The following is a 17,445-nucleotide window of genomic DNA, read 5'->3' as shown; positions in this document are numbered from 1 at the left end:
TTAGTACCCGGCCCTCCGAGCACTGGCAATGGCAGCTGCCTCCGACTCCGATCTCGGGGACAACCCGTACGTCGAGGACCCGCCGACGTCGTTCGCGGACGTCGAGACGCTCGACCCCGACCAGGCCCGCGAGCAGGCCGAGCAGTTGCGCGAGGCCATCCGCTATCACGACCACCGGTACTACGTCGAGGACGACCCGGTCATCGCCGACCGCACCTACGATACGCTCTTCGCCCGCTTGCAGACCCTCGAGGGCACGTTCAACATCGCGACGCCCGACAGTCCCACCCAGCGTGTCGGCGGCGAACCGCTCGAGGAACTGGGCGAACTCGAACACGCCGCCCCGATGCGCTCTATCGACCAGGGCGGCGAGGCCGACGACGTCCGGGCCTTCGACGAGCGCGTCCGGCGCAGTCTGGCCGACTCCGACGGCGACCTCGAGTACTTCTGTGAGCCGAAGTTCGACGGCCTCTCGGTGGAAGTGGTCTACGAGGACGGCGTCTACCAGCGGGCGGCCACCCGCGGGGACGGCGAGGTGGGCGAAGACGTCACCGCCAACGTCCGGACCATCGCGAGCGTCCCCCAGCGCCTGCGCGGGGAGTACCCCGATTTCCTCGCGGTGCGTGGCGAGGCGTACATGCCCCGGGACGCCTTCACCGAGTACAACCGCGAGCGCGTCGAGGCCGGCGACGACCCCTTCGCGAACCCCCGGAACGCCGCTGCCGGGACGCTCCGGCAGCTGGACCCGAGCGTCACCGCCCAGCGCCCCCTCTCCGTGTTCTTCTTCGGGGTGCTCGACGCCTCGACCGAGTTCGAGAGCCACGAGGAGATACACGACCGCCTCCCCGAGTGGGGCCTGCGCGTGTGTGACCGGGCGCGCGTCGTCGACGACGCCGAGGCGGCCATCGACTACCGCGACGAGCAACTCGCCGTCCGCGACGACCTCGATTACGAGATCGACGGCGTCGTCCTCAAGGTCAACGACACCGACGCCTGCCAAGCGCTGGGGACGACCAGCCGTGCGCCGCGGTGGGCATTCGCATACAAGTTCCCCGCCCGAAAGGAGGAGACGACGGTGCGGGACATCGTCGTCCAGGTGGGCCGTACCGGCCGGCTCACCCCCGTCGCGCTGATGGACCCCGTCGAGGTGGGCGGCGTGACGGTGACCCGCGCCTCGCTGCACAACCCCTCGCTCGTCGCGGAACTGGGCGTCGACGTCGGCGACCGGGTGCGCATCAAGCGCGCCGGCGACGTCATCCCGGACGTCGTCGAGGTCGTCGAGACGGGCGACGACGGGCACTTCGAGTTCCCGGACACCTGCCCGGTCTGTGACAGCCCCGTCGAGCGCGACGGCCCGATGGCCTACTGTACGGGCGAACTGACCTGTCCCGCCCAGCGCGAACGGGCCATCGAACACTACGCCAGCCGCGACGCGCTGGACATCGAGGGCCTGGGCGAGACGGCCGTCGCCCAGCTGCTCGAGGCCGGCCTCGTCGAGAGCCCCGCCGACCTCTACGACCTCGCTGCCGCGGACCTCTCCGACCTGGAGGGGTGGGGCGAGACGAGTGCACGGAACCTCGTCAGCGAGGTCGAGGCGACCCGCGAACCGCCGCTCGCGGACTTCCTCGTCGCGCTGGGCATCCCGGACGTCGGGGGCGTCACCGCCCGGAACATCGCCCGCGAGTTCGGCACGTTCGAGGCGGTCCTGGCGGCCGCCGAGGCCGGCGACACCGACGCCTTCGAGGCCGTCCCCGACGTCGGCCCCGAGGTCGCGGCCTCCGTCGTCGAGTTCTTCGGCCACGAGGGCAACCGTGCCGTGGTCGACCAGCTGCTGGAGGCGGTCGACCCCCAGCCGGCCGAGGAGACGGGCGGCGACGCCCTGACGGGACTGACCTTCGTGTTCACCGGGTCCCTGGACGCGTTCACCCGCAGCGAGGCCCGGGACGTAATCGAGCGCCACGGCGGGTCGGCCACCTCGAGCGTCTCGGGCAACACGGACTACCTCGTCGTCGGCGCCAGTCCCGGCCGGCGCAAGCGCGAGGCCGCCGCGGACAACGACGTCGAGCAGCTGGACGAAAACGAGTTCGTCGACCTGCTCGCGGCACACGGCATCGAGACCTGAGACCGCTCAGAGGTCGACGACGCTGAACGTGTAGTACGCGAGCGCGGCCGCGACGCCGATCCAGGCGACCATGTAGACGAAGACCGCGGGGTCCGAGACGTAGAACGGAATCGAGCGGGCGCTCTCGCCACAGACGGTCGTGTTGCCAAAGAGGCCGCGCTGGAGGGTCGCGTTCCCGTTGAGGACGCCGGTACAGATCTCCTGCATCTGGGTGGTGTTCTGGCTGAACATCCCGAACCGCGAGGAGCGCATCGCGTTCGAGCCCTCGGCGAGCATCGAGTTCGTCAGCGTCTTGTAGGCCTGGTTGGGGTTGACGAGCTTGACCAACAGGACGACGTTCCAGCGCAGCGACCCGGTGACGCCCAGGTAGTCCGCGAGCAGGTCGCCGATGCCGTTTGCCAGCGAGTTCCACCCGAAGGTGAAATAAAAGTAGACGAAGAAGCTCGCGATGGCCGACCGGAAACTCGTCGAGAACGCCCCGGAGATGCTGACGACGATGGCGACGAAGACGACGGTGAAGGCCATCGTATAGAGGACGAACAGGCCGAACAGGTCGCCCTTGAAGGTCAGCTCCGAGGCGACGAAAAACAGCGCCGTCAGCGCTAGGGCGAACCCGAGGGTGACGCCGGCGACGACACAGCGGCCGATCACCTTCCCGACCAGGACGTCCCGGCGCGAGAACGGCAGCGACAGCAGGAGCTTCAGCGACCCGCTGGTACGCTCTTTGGTGATGGCGGCGTAGCCCACGAACAGGGCGACGACGGGCACCAGCAGCGTCACCATGTTCAGATACACCGAGGAGATGAGAAACTGCATCCCGACGTCCTGGCCCTGCGGCCCGAAGTCGAAGATGCCGAAGACGACGCTGGCCGGCGGCAGCATGAAAAAGACCGTAAAGAGCACCGAGAGCACGAGGAACCCCCGCGAGCGGATGGCGTCCTTGAACTCCTTTTTCGCGACGGGGTACCAGTCGAACTGGTCGCGCAGCGCCGCGTCGACGCCGTTCATGTCAGCGCGCATGTTGCGGTCGCCGCGCCCGCTCATCGGTCCCCTCCCGTGTAGGAGGCAAAGAGGTCTTCCAGCGAGGCCTCGGTCGTCTCGAAGTCCGCCACCTCGGCGCCCGCGTCCTCGATGGCGTTGAGGATGGTCATCTTCGCGTCGCTCTCGCAGTTGATCGCGACGGTGTCGCCGTCGGCCGATACCGAGGAGACCACGTCCAGGCCCGTGACGGCCTCGACGGCCGCGTCGGTGGCGCCGTCGGCGAGCGTGACGTGCAGCGTCGTCCCGCCCTCGGTCCGGTCGCGCAACTCGTCGACGGAGTCCTTAGCGATGAGCCGCCCGTCCTGGAGGATGCCGACGGTGTCACAGACGGCCTCGACCTGGCCGAGGATGTGCGAGGAGAAGAATACCGTGGCGCCCCGCTCGCTCTCCTCGCGGACGAGTTCGCGCATCATCCGGGCGCCGTTGGGGTCCAGGCCGGTCGAGGGTTCGTCTAAGATGAGCAGGTCCGGCTGGTCGACCAGCGCCATCGCCAGCACGAGGCGCTGGGTCATCCCCTTCGAGTAGCCGCCGGCTGGGCGGGCGGCGGCCTCGGCGTCGAGACCCACGCGCTCCAGCAGTTCCATCGGGTCGTCGTCTGCGTCTTTCGCCTCGACGACGAACTGCAGGTGCTCGCGCCCGGTGAGGCGCTCGTAGACGTCGTATCCCTCCGGGAGGACGCCGGTGCGCTCCCGGATGGCTTTCGACTCCTCGCGGGTGTCGGCATCCAGGACGGATGCGGACCCGGCGGTGGGCCGGACGAAGTCGAGCAGGATGTTGATAGTGGTCGACTTCCCGGCCCCGTTGGGCCCGAGAAAGCCGAACACCTCCCCTTCCTCGACGGTGAGGTCGACCTCCTCGAGGGCGGTGACGTCGCCGAATCGCTTCGTGACGCCGTCCAGTTCGATAGCGGCCATACGGCCGCGTTGTGACGGCATCCGGTATAGTCTTTCGTGTCTCGGTCGACACCCGACCGCGGGAGGGCGCGTCGCTTGCCCGCTCAGACCTCCTCGTCCGGGTCATGTCGCTCAGCCATCCGCGCCGCCTCGGCCGCGTACCGCTCGCGCGTCTCGGCGTCCTCGACGGGTTCGAGCCGCTTGGATTCGACGTCGACGGCGGCCGTGACGGCCTTCTGCATCAATAGGTTCGTCGAGAGCTGCTTTTTCAGCCGGCGGTCGCCGTCGCGCGTCGCGTAGACGAGCGTCACGACGCGCTCGTCGCCGTAGCTCGACCGCTCGACCAGCCAGCACCGGACCGTCTCCTCGGACTCGGTCATTGGCACGTCGTTGGGTGCCCGCCCGTTTGTATCCACCGAGGCCCCTCGCGACGACATACACGCCTTTGTCGCCCGCTGCCCAAGGCCCGCCCATGCCCGGTGAGACCATACTGGACCGCATCAGAGACAATGCGACGGGCGTCGTCTCGACGCTCGTCACCGGCGTCTGGCTCGCCGCCCTGTTCACCGGCCAGGACTGGTGGCTGGCGGCCCTGCTGCTCGGGTACGTCGCCGTCGTCCCGCTGACGGCCATCTTGCTCGGCGACGAGACCGACCGGGCCCGGTGGTGGGACGACGAGTCGACTGGCGACGCCGCCGACGAGACGGCGGACGCGGAGACGCCGCTCGAACGCCTCCGCCGACGCTACGCCGAAGGCGAACTGACCGACGAGCAGTTCGAGCGGAAGGTCGAGCGCCTGCTCGAGACGGAGACCCTCGAGGACGTCGAGGACGACGCCCCAGACCGCACGCGCGAGACGGAGCGAACCTGAGCGGTCCGGAGCCGAGCCGTGGAGAGTTTTGCCGTAACTCGTGGTTATAGATGCCTAGAGATATATGCGTGTCATACATGACCGACGACTACGGCTTCGGGACGCGTTGTGTCCACGCCGGGCAGGAAGAGCCCGACCCGGCGACGGGCGCTCGCGCGCCGCCAATCTACCAGACGTCCTCGTACGTCTTCGAGGACGCCGGAACCGCGGCCGAGCGGTACGCACTGGAGGACGACGGGAACGTCTACTCCCGGTTCGACAACCCGACGGTGCGCATGCTCGAGAAACGGCTCGCGTCGCTGGAGGGCGGCGTCGACGCCGTCGCCACCGGGTCCGGGATGGCCGCGCTCGACGCCGGGACGCTCGTCCTCGCGGCGGCCGGCGACAACGTCGTCTCTGCTTCGTCTATCTACGGCGGCACCCACGGCTATCTGACCCACACCGCCGGCCGCCGGGGCATCGAGGCCCGCTTTGTCGACACGCTAGACCCCGAGGCATACGCGGCGGCCATCGACGAGGACACGGCCTACGTTCACTGCGAGACCATCGGGAACCCCTCGCTCGTCGTTCCACCCCTGGAGGACATCGCCGCGGTGGCCCACGACCACGGCGTCCCACTCTTTGTCGACAACACGTTCGGGACGCCCGCGCTGTGTAACCCGCTGGACCACGGCGCGGACCTCGTCTGGGAGTCGACGACGAAGTGGATCCACGGCTCCGGGACGACCGTCGGCGGCGTCCTCGTCGACGGCGGGTCGTTCCCGTGGGGCGAACACCCCGAGAAGTTCCCCGAACTGGGCGCCCCGAACCCGGCGTTCGACGGCACCGTCTTCGCCGACGCCTTCGGTGACCGCGCCTTCTCCGTCGCGGCCCGCCACCGGGGCCTGCGCACGCTGGGCGACGGGCAGAAGCCCTTCGACGCCTGGGCCACCCTCCAGGGCACCGAGACGCTCTCGCTGCGGATGGACCGGCACTGCTCGAACGCGATGACCGTCGCCGAGCACCTCCGGGATCACCCCGAGGTCGAGTGGGTCACCTATCCCGGCCTCGCGGACCACGAGACCCACGACCTCGCCGAGCAGTATCTCGCCGGCGGCTTCGGCGGCATCGTCACCTTCGGCCTCGGCGAGTACGCGGCCAGCCAGCGCTTCTGTGAGGCGACCGACCTCGCGCAGTTCCTCGCGAACATCGGCGACGCGAAGACGCTGGTCACCCACCCCGCGAGCACCACCCACGCCCGGCTCGACGAGACCGAACAGCGCGCCAGCGGCGTCCGTCCCGACCTCGTCCGGATGAGCGTCGGCATCGAGGACCCCGAGGACATCATTGCAGATATCAACGCCGCCATCGACGAGGTCACATGAACGTCGAACACGACACCGTCTCCGTCGGCGCCTTCGAGTTCGAGTGCGGCGAGACGATCCCCGACCTCGAACTGGCCTACGAGGCCTACGGCGAGTTCGAGGGGGACAACGCGGTGCTGGTCTGTCACGCTCTGACCGGCAGCGCCCACGTCGCCGGCCGCGACCGGGTCGACAGCGCCGACCAGGCCCGCGCCTGGTGGGACGACATCGTCGGGCCGGGCAAGGCCATCGACACCACGGAGTACTACGCAGTCTGTGTCAACGTCCCAGGGTCCTGCTACGGGTCGACCGGCCCCCAGAGCGTCGACCCGGAGACCGGCGAGCCCTACGGCACCGACTTCCCGCCGGTGACCGTCGGCGACTGGACCGAGGCCCAGCGCGCCCTGCTGGACGAGCTCGGCGTCCCGGCGCTCCACGCCGTCGTCGGCGGCAGCGTCGGCGGGATGAACGTCCTCGAGTGGGCCAAGCGCCACCCGGACCACGTCGAGCGCATCGCGCCCATCGCCGCCGCCGCGCGCCTCGACCCCCAGTGTCTCGCGCTCGATGCCATCGCCCGCCGGGCCATCACCACCGACCCGAACTGGAACCGGGGTCACTACTACGGTGACGACCAGGCCGAACCGAACGACGGCCTCGCCCTGGCCCGGCAACTCGGCCACGTGATGTACCTCTCGAAGGCCTCGATGGAACGCAAGTTCGGCCGCCGGGCCGCCGGTCGGGACGCCGTCCGGAGCTTCCCGACCGACCAGGCGGGCGCCTTCTTCCCGTACCGGGACGTCGAGTCCTACCTCGATTACAACGCCGAGAAGTTCACCGAGCGCTTCGACGCCAACAGTTACCTCTATCTCACGCGCGCGATGGACAACTACGACCTGGCGGCCGGGTTCGAGTCCGACGCCGACGCGCTCGCGGCCTTCGACGGCGAGGCGCTGGTGATGTCGTTCACGGCGGACTGGCACTTCACCACCGAACAGGCGGAATCCGTCGCCGAGGCGCTCCGCGCGGCCGACTCCGACGTCGCCCACCACGTCGTCGACTCCGACCACGGCCACGACGCCTTCCTGGTCGAACCGGACAACGTGGGGCCGCCGCTCTCGGACTTCCTCGCAGACGGCGTCTCCGGCAAGGCCGTCACCGACTCCGTCGTCGAGGACAGCGAGGAGAGCGACTTCGCCCCCGTCCACAACAGCCTCTTCTCACGGTAGGCTTTATCACGTTTCAACGAGTCTATATGTGTGTATGGGTGACGCATCTACGGAGGCCGAACGGACGCGAGTCTCCTTCGGACAGACGGTGTACGACGACGAGGGCAACGAGCTGGGCTCCATCCGTGGGTCCGACGAGAACGGCTTCTACGTGACGACGCTCGACGGCATCGAGGCGCTCTCCAGCGAGCACGTCTCGACCGGTATGGCCGGGGAGGCCGAGCTGATGTGGCGCTGCTGGGAGTGTGGCGAGATGGGCGACATCCAGGAGATCCCCGAGTCGTGCCCTGCCTGTGGCGCGTCGAAGGAGAACATCTACTACTGGCAGGAAGACTAGGACCGGCGCGCGAGGCGGTCCCCGACGGACTCCGGGAGCGCCGACCGGACCGCGGCGATGTCGGCCGCCGGCAGCGAGAACTCCACCCGGCCGTCCAGCGACTCCACTATCGCCAGCCCCGACTCGTCGAGGACGGTCGCCCGTCGCAGTCCCGCGTCGTAGAGGCGAAACACCGCGTCGAGCACCTCGGGGGTCGCCGGCGCCGTCCCGGCCGTATCGGCGGCCAGCGCCGTCACGTCGGGGTTCGCGGCCAGGCGTTCGAGCGCGTGCCGGCGCTCGCCGGTGAGGTCGGCGCGGCGTCCCCGTTCGACGTGGACCACGAGCGTCGTCGGGTCCCGGGGCGTGGCGTCTAACACCGCCGCGACCACGTCCAGGCCCGCCCCGTCGGCCGCGTCCGTCAGCTCGACGCCGAACTGCGCCTCGTCGGCGGGCGAGGACCAGCGCCCGTCGCTGTCCAGGCCCGCCTCGGTCCAGGTGTCGAGGACGCGGTCCGGGAGCCGATCGGCGCCGCGCGGGTCGACGCCCGTGCCGTCCTGGTCGTCCATACCCGGCGTTCGCCGGGCCGGCAGAAGTGACTGCTGGTTCCGCCCGCGGCGAGCCTTTATATGTCATCCCGCGCGAGCGGGGCGTATGGACGTCCTCGTCGTCGGCGCTGGCAGCCTGGGCAGCCTCGTAGGGGGGTTGCTCGCCCGCGCGCACGACGTCACGCTCGTCGGTCGGGACCCCCACGTGGAGACGGTCCGCCGCGAGGGGCTGGCGGTCGTCGGGACCGAGCAGTTCACCGTCGCCCCCACGGCACGGACGGACCTCCCCGACGCCGCCGACCTCGCGCTGGTGACGGTGAAGGCCTACGACACCGCCGCTGTGGCCGAGACGCTCGCGGACTGTACGCTCGATGCCTGTCTCTCGCTCCAGAACGGGATGGGCAACGAGGCGCGACTGGCCGCCGCCCTCGACTGCCCGGTGCTCGCGGGCACCTGCACCTACGGCGCGCGCCTCGTCGATCCGGGCCGGGTCGCGTTCACCGGCCGGGGCGAGGTGGTGCTGGGCGACCGCGAGGGCGGCGCGTCCGCGCTCGCCGACGAGGTGGCCGACGCGTTCCGGGCGGCGGGCGTCGCGACCGGCGTCGACGCTGACATGCCGACCCGCCTGTGGGAGAAACTGGCGGTCAACGCCGCCATTAACGCCACCACGGCGCTTTCCGCCGTCGAGAACGGCGCACTCACAGAGTCACCGGGCGAGGCGCTGCTCGCTTCGGCCGCCCGCGAGACGGCTGGCGTCGCCCGCGAACACGGGATCGCGCTGCCCGACGACCGCGCGGTCTCGCTGGCCGCCGACGTCGCCCGCGAGACCGCCGCCAACCGCTCCTCGATGTACCAGGACGTCGAGCACGGGCGGCGGACGGAGGTCGACGCCATCAACGGATACGTCGTGGACCACGCCGGGGGAGCCGCTCCGGTCAACGAGACGCTCACAGGACTCGTTCGGACCTGGGAGTCGGCGCGGGACCTGCGCTGACGTACCGATTGGAACGGTTTACCCACCGACCGCACTGGTGTCGTGGGGTCGGGAGTGCCCCGAGTCTCGCTGGCTACTCAGTTGCGCTTGATGACGTACAGCGCCGCCACCCCGCCCAGCACGAGCGCGAAGACGTAACTCGCCACGCGGTAGAGGATGGCGATGGCCGTCGCGCCGACGGGATCGATCGGCGTCAGCGTCACCACGAGCAGCCCCAGCGCGGCCTCGACGGCTCCGGAGCCGCCGGGCGAGGGGACCAGTCCCGCCAGCGTCGACGCCGGGACGACAAAGAGGACGAGCAGGAGGGGCATCGACTCGCCGACGGCCATAGCGGCGGCATAGAGCGGCAGCGCGAAGAACACCCAGCCCACGTACGAGAAGGTCAGGGCCTTTGCTAACGCGTGGCGGTCGCGGGCGATGCGCTGGAACGCCGCCTCGGTCTCGTGGAGGCGCTCGCGTACCCCCTCGACGGTCAGGACCGGCGTCCGGCGGGCCAGCGGGGCCGTCGCGCGGACGATGCCCCGCCGGAGCTGGACGCGGAACCGCCAGCCGATGGCCGCCACCAGTGGCACGCCGACCGAGAGGACGACCAGGCCGCCGGCCAGCGGCTCGATGGCCTCGGGGAGCGACGCCCGGTACAGCAGCGCCGCGAACCCCACGCCCGCGAAGGTGACGAAGGGAAAGAGGTTCAGCAGGTCGGCCGTGACGACGCTCGCGAGGCTGTCCTGGTAGCTGGCCTCCGTGTCCCGCGAGAGCACGTAGGCGATGAACGGTTCCCCGCCGGCCTGGCCCAGCGGCGTGACGTAGTTGGCGAACGTCGCGGCGAAGTAGGTCACGACCAGTCGCGAGAACCGCTCCTCGATGCCGGCCACCTCGAGCACCAGCTGCCAGGCCTTCCCCCACGCGGTCAGACAGAACACTGTCGAGAGACATCCGGCGGCGACCCACCACATGTCGGCGGCCTCCAGGCGCGCCCGGACGTTCGCGGCGCCGACGAAGTCGACGAGCACGGCGAGGACCACCGCCGCGACGGCAAATCCCAGGACTATCTGGACGACCGTCCGGCGGCTGACGAAATCCAGCGCGGGCGTGTCCGAGGTCACGCTAGTCGATGTAGCCCAGGTCCTGCAGGCGGTCCTTGGTGTCCTCGTCCATCTCGTCTAGCACGTCGCCGTCGGCCCCGTCGGCCTCGTCGGGCCAGGTGGCGTCGACCGCCTCGACGAACGCGAACAGCGCGTCTCTCAGGTGGGTGGGTTCGTCGTCGGTCCCCGCGAGGTTCTCGGTCTCGCCGGGGTCGGCGCCAACGGCGTAGGCCTCGTCGGGGATGCGCGTGCAGTGGATGTACTTCTCGTCGGGCGTGCGAGCCGCCCCCATCCGCGAGTAGAAGCGTGACTGCTCGTCGAGCGTGATGCCCGCGCCGGAGGCCTTGCCCTCCAGTTGACGCAACTCGACGACGGGCTGGTGGTACTCGACGAAGGCGACGTCGCTGCGGTCGGTGCCCCCGACGTCGTCGGCAAAGTCGCGGTAGTCCGCCGAGAGGAGCGAGCGGGCCTCGTCGAGGGCTTTGCCCCGGCCGGTGGCACCCGCCGCGTCGAGAATGGTGTGATAGAGGTCGACCAGTTCGACCGTGGTCTCCTCGTCGCGTCCCGGTTCGACGTCGGGATGTTTGACCAGCAGCGGGACGTTCACGAGCGGGTCGTAGATGCCGAACTCGTGGCCGTACAGGTCGTGCTCGCCGTGGAGTTCGCCGTGGTCGGCCGCTACGACGACGGTGGTGTCCTCCCACTGGTCGGTCTCTTTGAGATGGGCGAACAGCCGGTGTAACTGGTCGTCGATGTGGGCCAGTTCCGCGTCGTAGAGGCCCCGGATCGCGTCCCACTCGTCGTCGTCGATGTCGCGGGCGCCGCAGTTGAACTCTTTGGAGTTCTGGCAGACCTCGGTGGAGTCGACGCCGGGGGCGAAGCGCTCGGCGTACTCCTCGGGCGGGTGGTAGGGGAGGTGGGCGTCCATCAGGTTGATGAAGGCAAAGAAGTCGTCACTCCCGTCGACGAAGTCGAGGGTCCTGTCGATGACCTGCGGGGTCTTCGTGTCCCCACCGCCTTCCTCCGCGAGGTGCTCGTGGAGCTTGTTGCCGACCTGGACGAGGCGGTCGGCGACCCCGCGCAGGATGTCGTTGTCGTTCATCGTCTTCCAGAGAGTCGCCAGCGGCCCCGAGAGCAGTTCGCTGGGCATTATCTGGAAGAAGTTGTCGTGGTCGTCGAACCCCGCGGTGAGGTTCGTGTAACTGGTGATCCAGGCGTTCGAGGAGTAACAGGCGGTGTCGTAGCCGGCCGCCGAGAGCGACTCGGCGAGCGTCGTCGCTCCCTCCAGATAGGGGTCTTCCTGGGTGGCGCCGTGTTCGCTGGGGTAGAGTCCGGTGAACATCGAGGCGTGGACGGGCAGCGTCCACGGGGCCGGCGCGACGGCCTGCTCGAAGACGGCGGCCTCCTCGGCGAAGTCGGCGAGGTGTGGCGTCGTGTCCCGGTCGTAGCCGTACACCGAGAGGTGGTCCTTGCGGACCGTGTCCAGCACGACGAACAGGACGTTCGACCCGTCCATGTCGGTCATAGTTGAGGCACCTTTTCCGGGAGCGTAAAACCTCCGGGTTCGCGATACCCCCGCGGCGCCCGTGGGGAAGCCGTATCACCGTCCCACCGGCCCAGCGAGCGCTGGGGGACCGAGCCCGTCAGATGGCCGACGCCGGTCTGAGGACCGTCCGCACGGCGGGGTTCTCGTGGGCGGTCCGACCCTGGACGCGTCCGACGTCGCCGTCGTCGAGTCCCCTGCGCCGGCCACCTCAGAAATTATAAGAAAACCAGTAGTTCGAAGATAATATATGTATTATGATAGTTGTGCACTGGATTCGATTCTTACGGGAAAACACGAGTTTGGGGCCGTAAGATAGCACAATTGGAGACATCTATGTCCGATTGTCGGGTTCGAAGCGAGTTGTCGACCTACCAGGACTTGGGTGGTTATTCGGACGGAAACGGGCTTGAGTGCCCCTCTATCTGGCGGATTCGAGAATCAGAGAGCTGTGTAATTCTCTAAGTTATATTTTGTACTATATATGTATTTTATAGTGTTACTTCTCTCGTCCCCTGGCCTCCGGTGGCATCCCCGATCAGCCCCGACACCGTCTCGGTGTCCCCGGAGCGTCGCGCCGCGGCGGTCCACTTGCCGAACGGGCCCGTCCGCACGTTCTCGATGGGAGAACGGAGTGGTCGAGGCGCTCGGCAGGTGGACGTGACGTGCTGGTTATAACATATGTACGGATGTTACTGGTTGCGGTAGTCGAGACAGCCGGTCACCGAACTGCCGCCGTTCGGTCGGTCGAGCGGTGCGTCTCGGTCCGTCTCCTGTCTATCTGCCGTCCGCGAGCGGGTTCGCGGGCGGCCGTTCGCACATCGTGAATATCGGTCACTGCGGGAGCAGTCGGTTCTCGATCGACTTCGCGGCGCTGGTGACGAGGCCCGTGACGTCTTCCTCGAGGCGCTTGCCGGACATGTGGTAGATGTTCCCCGTGACGCTGACGGCGGCGATGGGCTCACCGTCGGCGCCGACGACCGGCGAGGCGACACACTGGTGGCCGCTGATGTACTCCTCGCGGTCGAACGCCACGCGCTGGTCACGCACCGACCGGAGTTCCCGCTCCAGTTCCGCCCGGTCGGTGATCGTCTTGTCCGTGTGCGTGGGGAGGCCGACGCTCTCGAGGATCTCGGCGCGCTTCTCCGCGGAGCGGAACGCGAGGATGGCCTTCCCGCCGGCAGTCGCGTGCAGGGGGGCGACGTCCCCCTCGGTGACGTCGCTGGGGGCGGTACCCTCCGGTCCGACCCGGAGCGCGTAGACGCCGCTGTCGTTCTCGTGGACGATGAAACTCGAGACGTGCCCCGTCGTCTCGGCCAGGTCGGTGACGACGTCCCGTGCGGGCTCCAGCGCCAGTCGCTCGCGGGCCCGCACACCGAGGCTCAGGAACCGGTTGCTCAGGTAGTACGCGGTGCCCTCGCGGACCAGGTATCCGAGGTCGGTCAGCGTCTGGACGTGCTTGTGGACGGCGCTCTTCGAGAGGTCGACCTGCCGGGCCAGCTCGCTGACTCCGACCCCGGGGTCGTCGCGGACGGCCTCGATTATCCGGAAGCTCGTTACGGTGGTTTTCGCCCGGGGCGCGCTGTCGTTCATGAATCGAGAATGCGACTCCGCCATCAAAAATCGTTCGTAACACATGAACGAGCGTCCGGCTCCGTCCGTGCACAATGATTATATGAGGGGTTCGCAAAGCTGTGCACGATGACTACCCGCCCGGACCAGTCTCGGGGACGGACGGCCGCGACCGTCCTGCCCCCGGCCGAGACACGTAGCGCCTGCCAGTCGTCGTATCGCACGGAGGTCCTGAACCGATGAGTTCGAGCACGGAGTCCACGGGGACCGACCGCATCGTCGACTACGAGCTGTTCGAGGTGCCGCCGCGCTGGCTCCTCCTGCGCATCGAGACCGCTGACGGCACGGTCGGCTGGGGCGAACCCGTCGTCGAGGGGCGCGCCCACACGGTCCGGGCCGCCGTCGAGGAACTCATGGAGAACTACCTGCTCGGGGAGAATCCCGAGGACATCGAGGACCACTGGCAGACGATGTACCGCGGCGGGTTCTATCGCGGTGGCCCGGTCCTGATGTCCGCGATCGCCGGCATCGACCAGGCGCTCTGGGACATCAAGGGCCAGCAACTGGGGGCGTCGGTCCACCAGCTGCTCGGCGGGGCCGCCCGCGAGCGCATCCGCGTCTACCAGTGGATCGGCGGCGACCGTCCCTCCGAGGTCGCAGACCAGGCCGAACAGAAGGTCGACGCCGGCTTCACCGCGCTGAAGATGAACGCCACCGCCGAGATCAAGCGCGTCGACGACCCGGCGACCGTCGAGGCCGCGGTCAACCGCCTGCGCGAGGTCCGCGAGGCCGTCGGCGACGAGGTCGACATCGGCGTCGACTTCCACGGCCGCGTCTCGAAGCCGATGGCCAAACGGCTCGCGAAGGCGCTGGAACCGTACGAACCGATGTTCATCGAGGAACCGGTCCTGCCCGAACACAACGACGCGCTCCCGGACATCGCCGCCCACACGACCATCCCCATCGCGACGGGCGAGCGCATGTTCTCGCGCTGGGACTACAAGGAGGTCTTCGAGGACGGCTCCGTCGACGTCATCCAGCCGGATCTCTCGCACGCCGGCGGCATCACCGAGGTCAAGAAGATCGCCGCGATGGCCGAGGCCTACGACGTGGCGCTCGCCCCCCACTGTCCGCTGGGCCCGGTCGCGCTGGCGTCGTGCATTCAGGTCGACGCCTGCTCGCCCAACGCCCTCATCCAGGAGCAGAGCCTGAACATCCACTACAACGAGACGACCGACGTCCTCGACTACCTCGCCGACCCCTCGGTGTTCGAGTACCGCGACGGCTACGTCACCGTCCCGGACGCCCCGGGCCTGGGCATCGACATCAACGAGGACTACGTCCGCGAGCAGTCCGAGAAGACCGTCAACTGGCACAACCCGGTCTGGCGCCACGAGGACGGCAGCGTCGCCGAGTGGTAAGCCGGCAAGTTTCCGACTGACTTTTGCCGGTGGAGGGCCGACCCATCGGGTAGATGGCTCCCACAGACCCCACCGAGAACGCCGTCCCGTCCCGCCACGCAGACCGCGTCGTCCTCGTCACAGGGTCGACACGCGGCATCGGTGCCGGCGTCGCCCGGCGATTCGCCGCCGAAGGAGCGTCCGTCGTCGTCACCGGCCGTTCGCGCGGTCCCGGTGAGGCGGTGGTCGCTGACATCGAGGCCGGCGGCGGCGAGGCGACGTTCGTCCAGGCGGACATGCGCGACCCCGCCGAGATACAGGCGCTGGTCGAACACACCGTCGACGAGTACGGCCGCGTGGACGTGCTCGTCAACAACGCCGGCGTCCAGACCGAGACGACCGCCGCCGAGGCGACCATCGACGACTGGGAGTTCGTCGTCGAGACGGACTTTCGTTCCTTCTGGCTCTGTGCGAAACACGCCGCCGAGCACATGCCCCCCGGCGGGACCATCCTCAACACGTCCTCGAACCACGCGTTCCTGACGATGCCGGGCCTGTTCCCGTACAACGCGGTGAAGGCGGGCATCAACGGCATCACGCGGGCGCTGGCGCTGGAACTTGGCCCCGACGACATCACCGTCAACACCATCAACCCCGGCTGGGTCGAGATAGAGCGCACCCGAGAGGAGTTCGACAGCGAAGCGGAGTACGAGTACACGAAGGAGATCCACCCGGTGGGTCGGCTGGGCCGCCCCGCTGACGTCGCAGGGATGGCGGCCTTCCTCGCGAGCGACGACGCTACCTTCGTCACCGGCGAGTCGATCCTGGTCGACGGCGGCCGCAGTCAGGTGATGCAGGACGAACTGTACCGGTCGTACCGCACCGAGCGCGAGGAGTGAGTCGCTACGACCGGGCCTACCGGCTGTCCAGGCGCCAGGAGTCGATGGGGACCTGCCCGCCGTCGACGCGCAGTTCGCGGCCCTTGACGCAGTCGCTGGCCGGCGAGGCCAGGAAGCGGACGGCGTTGGCGACCTCCTCGGCGGCGTGTGCGTGCCCGTCGGAGTCGTACTCGGCGACTTCGAGCTTCTCGATGTCGACGGCCTCGCCGACCTCGCTGCGGACCGCGCTCTGGAACTCCTCGTAGCGGTCGTTCGGGAGCCAGCCCTCGTCGACCAGCGCCGCCACGGGGTGGGACTCGGCGACAGTTCCGAGATTGCCCGATTCCGAAGACAAATACACGCATAGTAGGAACAGACTGTCCAAACCTACCCACCTCTCGAGGATATATGGACGTATCCGAGAGATGACGAACTGGAACGAGGAATATTCACTCAGACCTGGTGTGTCTATTGTCGATTTATCGATTCCGAACCTATCCTTTCGGTGACGGTCGAACACACCTCCGTGCCGACCGTACAGTCGGTCGGTAGAGCCGACGGTTCGGAGCAGTCGCTACACGGCGCGAAAGATGGGAGAAATCCGGCCTCAGAACGGCGCTTCCGGGCCCTCGTCGTCGTCGCCGACGTCGCCACCGCGGGACTCGCCGGGGAACGACGGACTCATGCCGCCAGAACCGCCGGACATGCCCTCGCCGCCGTCCATGCCGGTCCGCGCGACGACCTCGTTGATCTCGGGGATCTCCTTGGTCATGCGGGTCTTGATGGCCTGGATGGTCATCGGTGAGATGCCACAGCCCGAACAGGCACCGCCGAGCTGGATGGTGACGCTGCCCGCCTCGCGGTCCAGCTCCTGGATGGCCGCGCTGCCGCCGTGCATCTGGATCTGCGGGAAGTTCCGGCGCAGGAAGTTCGTGATGCGCTCTCGAAGGTCGTCTCCGGCGTCTGTCTCCGTGCTCATAGTGGATAGACCTCTGTTCTGCGAGTGCTTAGACCTTTGGACTCACCCGGTGTCGGTTGGTCCCCCGGCGTCCCCCACCCGGCGACGGTGTGACGATACGGCTCCGGGGTCTCGTTCGACGCGGCTGTATCGCCACGAGTCGTCTGCCATCGGTGCTCACGGGTGCTATCAGCTACCTCGAAACGGACTGTCGTTTCACCCTGTCTGTCCGACCGAATGCAATCCGACGGCAGCAACCGGATTACGAAACTGAATACGGCCGGAACAACTCGATAAATAGGTTCACAGAGGTGCTGGCGTGGGATAGAGACGCAGAATATCCATATAATGGGATATCTATAACTGAATATGAAATTTATATCGAAGAAAATGCCTTTATTACGATTAAATAACATTATCTACTCAAATAATACGATATCTGTTGCTACTATTCCATATATTGGGGGTATATACTTCCAGATAGGGCCTTCAACGTCCGCCTGTCGTCGTGGGTGGGACAGCCTCCCCGTCTGTGGTCTCTTGGCGCCGGCCGTTCGAGTGGCGGACCGGACAAACACTAATGGGGGTACGATTGTTATTCCGTTCCCTGCGCTCGCCCGCCCGTCGACCACCGCCCTCGCTTGTGCTGTCCTCGCGTTCG

Annotated in this window: 17 protein-coding genes; 8 read left to right on the top strand and 9 right to left on the bottom strand. The window is 68.0% G+C overall.

Translation table 11 applies throughout. The features are described 5' to 3' along the window. The first annotated feature begins 28 nt into the window (after window positions 1-28). Window positions 29-2,122 carry an NAD-dependent DNA ligase LigA gene (gene ligA, locus P1K88_RS00690; RefSeq protein WP_276411760.1) on the top strand — a complete coding sequence of 698 codons (2,094 nt, stop codon included), beginning with the start codon at window positions 29-31 and terminating at the stop codon, window positions 2,120-2,122. Between the two features lie 6 nt (window positions 2,123-2,128). Here ligA and P1K88_RS00685 read toward each other — a convergent pair whose 3' ends face one another. The 3 genes from P1K88_RS00685 to P1K88_RS00675 form a co-directional block, all read right to left on the bottom strand. Then, window positions 2,129-3,166 (bottom strand): ABC transporter permease subunit, encoded by a 1,038-nt coding sequence (locus tag P1K88_RS00685; protein ID WP_276411758.1) that lies wholly within the window; start codon window positions 3,164-3,166, stop codon window positions 2,129-2,131. Beyond that, window positions 3,163-4,077, bottom strand: coding sequence for an ABC transporter ATP-binding protein (locus P1K88_RS00680; RefSeq protein ID WP_276411756.1), 915 nt, complete (start codon window positions 4,075-4,077; stop codon window positions 3,163-3,165). Before P1K88_RS00680 ends, P1K88_RS00685 begins: the two co-directional genes overlap by 4 nt. A gap of 83 nt (window positions 4,078-4,160) precedes the next feature. Continuing rightward, a complete protein-coding gene (locus P1K88_RS00675; RefSeq protein WP_276411755.1) occupies window positions 4,161-4,436 on the bottom strand; it encodes a DUF7967 family protein in 276 nt (91 codons plus the stop codon). 92 nt (window positions 4,437-4,528) lie between these two features. On the opposite strand from P1K88_RS00675, the gene P1K88_RS00670 reads away from it, so the two are divergent. The 4 genes from P1K88_RS00670 to P1K88_RS00655 all read left to right on the top strand — a co-directional run bounded on the left by P1K88_RS00670 (window position 4,529) and on the right by P1K88_RS00655 (window position 7,833). Beyond that, on the top strand, window positions 4,529-4,927 hold the full coding sequence (locus P1K88_RS00670) for an SHOCT domain-containing protein (protein WP_276411753.1): 399 nt from the start codon (window positions 4,529-4,531) through the stop codon (window positions 4,925-4,927). Window positions 4,928-5,004: 77 nt separating this feature from the next. After that, window positions 5,005-6,291 (top strand): O-acetylhomoserine aminocarboxypropyltransferase/cysteine synthase family protein, encoded by a 1,287-nt coding sequence (locus P1K88_RS00665; RefSeq protein ID WP_276411751.1) that lies wholly within the window; start codon window positions 5,005-5,007, stop codon window positions 6,289-6,291. After that, window positions 6,288-7,496 carry a homoserine O-acetyltransferase MetX gene (gene metX / locus P1K88_RS00660; RefSeq protein ID WP_276411749.1) on the top strand — a complete coding sequence of 403 codons (1,209 nt, stop codon included), beginning with the start codon at window positions 6,288-6,290 and terminating at the stop codon, window positions 7,494-7,496. The genes P1K88_RS00665 and metX overlap by 4 nt, the downstream gene beginning before the upstream one ends. A gap of 34 nt (window positions 7,497-7,530) precedes the next feature. Beyond that, window positions 7,531-7,833, top strand: a complete 303-nt coding sequence (locus tag P1K88_RS00655; RefSeq protein ID WP_276411748.1) for a DUF7130 family rubredoxin-like protein — start codon at window positions 7,531-7,533, stop codon at window positions 7,831-7,833. On the opposite strand, the gene P1K88_RS00650 is transcribed toward P1K88_RS00655, so the two are convergent. After that, window positions 7,830-8,378, bottom strand: a complete 549-nt coding sequence (locus tag P1K88_RS00650) for a hypothetical protein (protein ID WP_276411746.1) — start codon at window positions 8,376-8,378, stop codon at window positions 7,830-7,832. The genes P1K88_RS00655 and P1K88_RS00650 overlap by 4 nt on opposite strands. Before the next feature lie 85 nt (window positions 8,379-8,463). Between P1K88_RS00650 and P1K88_RS00645 the strand changes: the two genes are divergently transcribed. Next, window positions 8,464-9,351, top strand: a complete 888-nt coding sequence (locus tag P1K88_RS00645) for a ketopantoate reductase family protein (protein WP_276411745.1) — start codon at window positions 8,464-8,466, stop codon at window positions 9,349-9,351. A 77-nt stretch (window positions 9,352-9,428) separates the two neighbouring features. Here P1K88_RS00645 and P1K88_RS00640 read toward each other — a convergent pair whose 3' ends face one another. From P1K88_RS00640 to P1K88_RS00630, 3 genes are all read right to left on the bottom strand, one after another. Continuing rightward, the gene (locus tag P1K88_RS00640; RefSeq protein WP_276411743.1) at window positions 9,429-10,454 is read right to left on the bottom strand and encodes a lysylphosphatidylglycerol synthase transmembrane domain-containing protein; all 1,026 of its coding nucleotides are present in this window, start codon (window positions 10,452-10,454) and stop codon (window positions 9,429-9,431) included. A gap of 1 nt (window position 10,455) precedes the next feature. Further along, the gene (locus tag P1K88_RS00635) at window positions 10,456-11,958 is read right to left on the bottom strand and encodes a sulfatase (RefSeq protein ID WP_276411742.1); all 1,503 of its coding nucleotides are present in this window, start codon (window positions 11,956-11,958) and stop codon (window positions 10,456-10,458) included. Between the two features lie 852 nt (window positions 11,959-12,810). Next, window positions 12,811-13,569: an IclR family transcriptional regulator gene (locus P1K88_RS00630; protein WP_276411741.1), complete on the bottom strand. Its 759-nt coding sequence runs from the start codon at window positions 13,567-13,569 to the stop codon at window positions 12,811-12,813. 218 nt (window positions 13,570-13,787) lie between these two features. Between P1K88_RS00630 and dgoD the strand changes: the two genes are divergently transcribed. Both dgoD and P1K88_RS00620 read left to right on the top strand, forming a co-directional pair. Further along, window positions 13,788-14,969 (top strand): galactonate dehydratase, encoded by a 1,182-nt coding sequence (gene dgoD / locus P1K88_RS00625; protein WP_276411739.1) that lies wholly within the window; start codon window positions 13,788-13,790, stop codon window positions 14,967-14,969. Window positions 14,970-15,022: 53 nt separating this feature from the next. Continuing rightward, entirely contained in the window at window positions 15,023-15,847 is an 825-nt protein-coding gene (locus P1K88_RS00620; RefSeq protein WP_276411737.1) for an SDR family NAD(P)-dependent oxidoreductase, read from the top strand. A gap of 16 nt (window positions 15,848-15,863) precedes the next feature. Here P1K88_RS00620 and P1K88_RS00615 read toward each other — a convergent pair whose 3' ends face one another. Next, entirely contained in the window at window positions 15,864-16,181 is a 318-nt protein-coding gene (locus P1K88_RS00615; protein WP_276411736.1) for a hypothetical protein, read from the bottom strand. A gap of 252 nt (window positions 16,182-16,433) precedes the next feature. After that, a complete protein-coding gene (locus P1K88_RS00610) occupies window positions 16,434-16,805 on the bottom strand; it encodes a NifU family protein (protein WP_276411734.1) in 372 nt (123 codons plus the stop codon). Between the last annotated feature and the right edge of the window lie 640 nt (window positions 16,806-17,445).

The organism is Haloarcula halobia (assembly GCF_029338255.1).
GTDB classification, from domain to species: Archaea; Halobacteriota; Halobacteria; order Halobacteriales; family Haloarculaceae; genus Haloarcula; species Haloarcula halobia.
The sequence above is the reverse complement of the archived record's forward strand: the minus strand, read 5'-3'. Positions and strand labels throughout refer to the sequence as shown.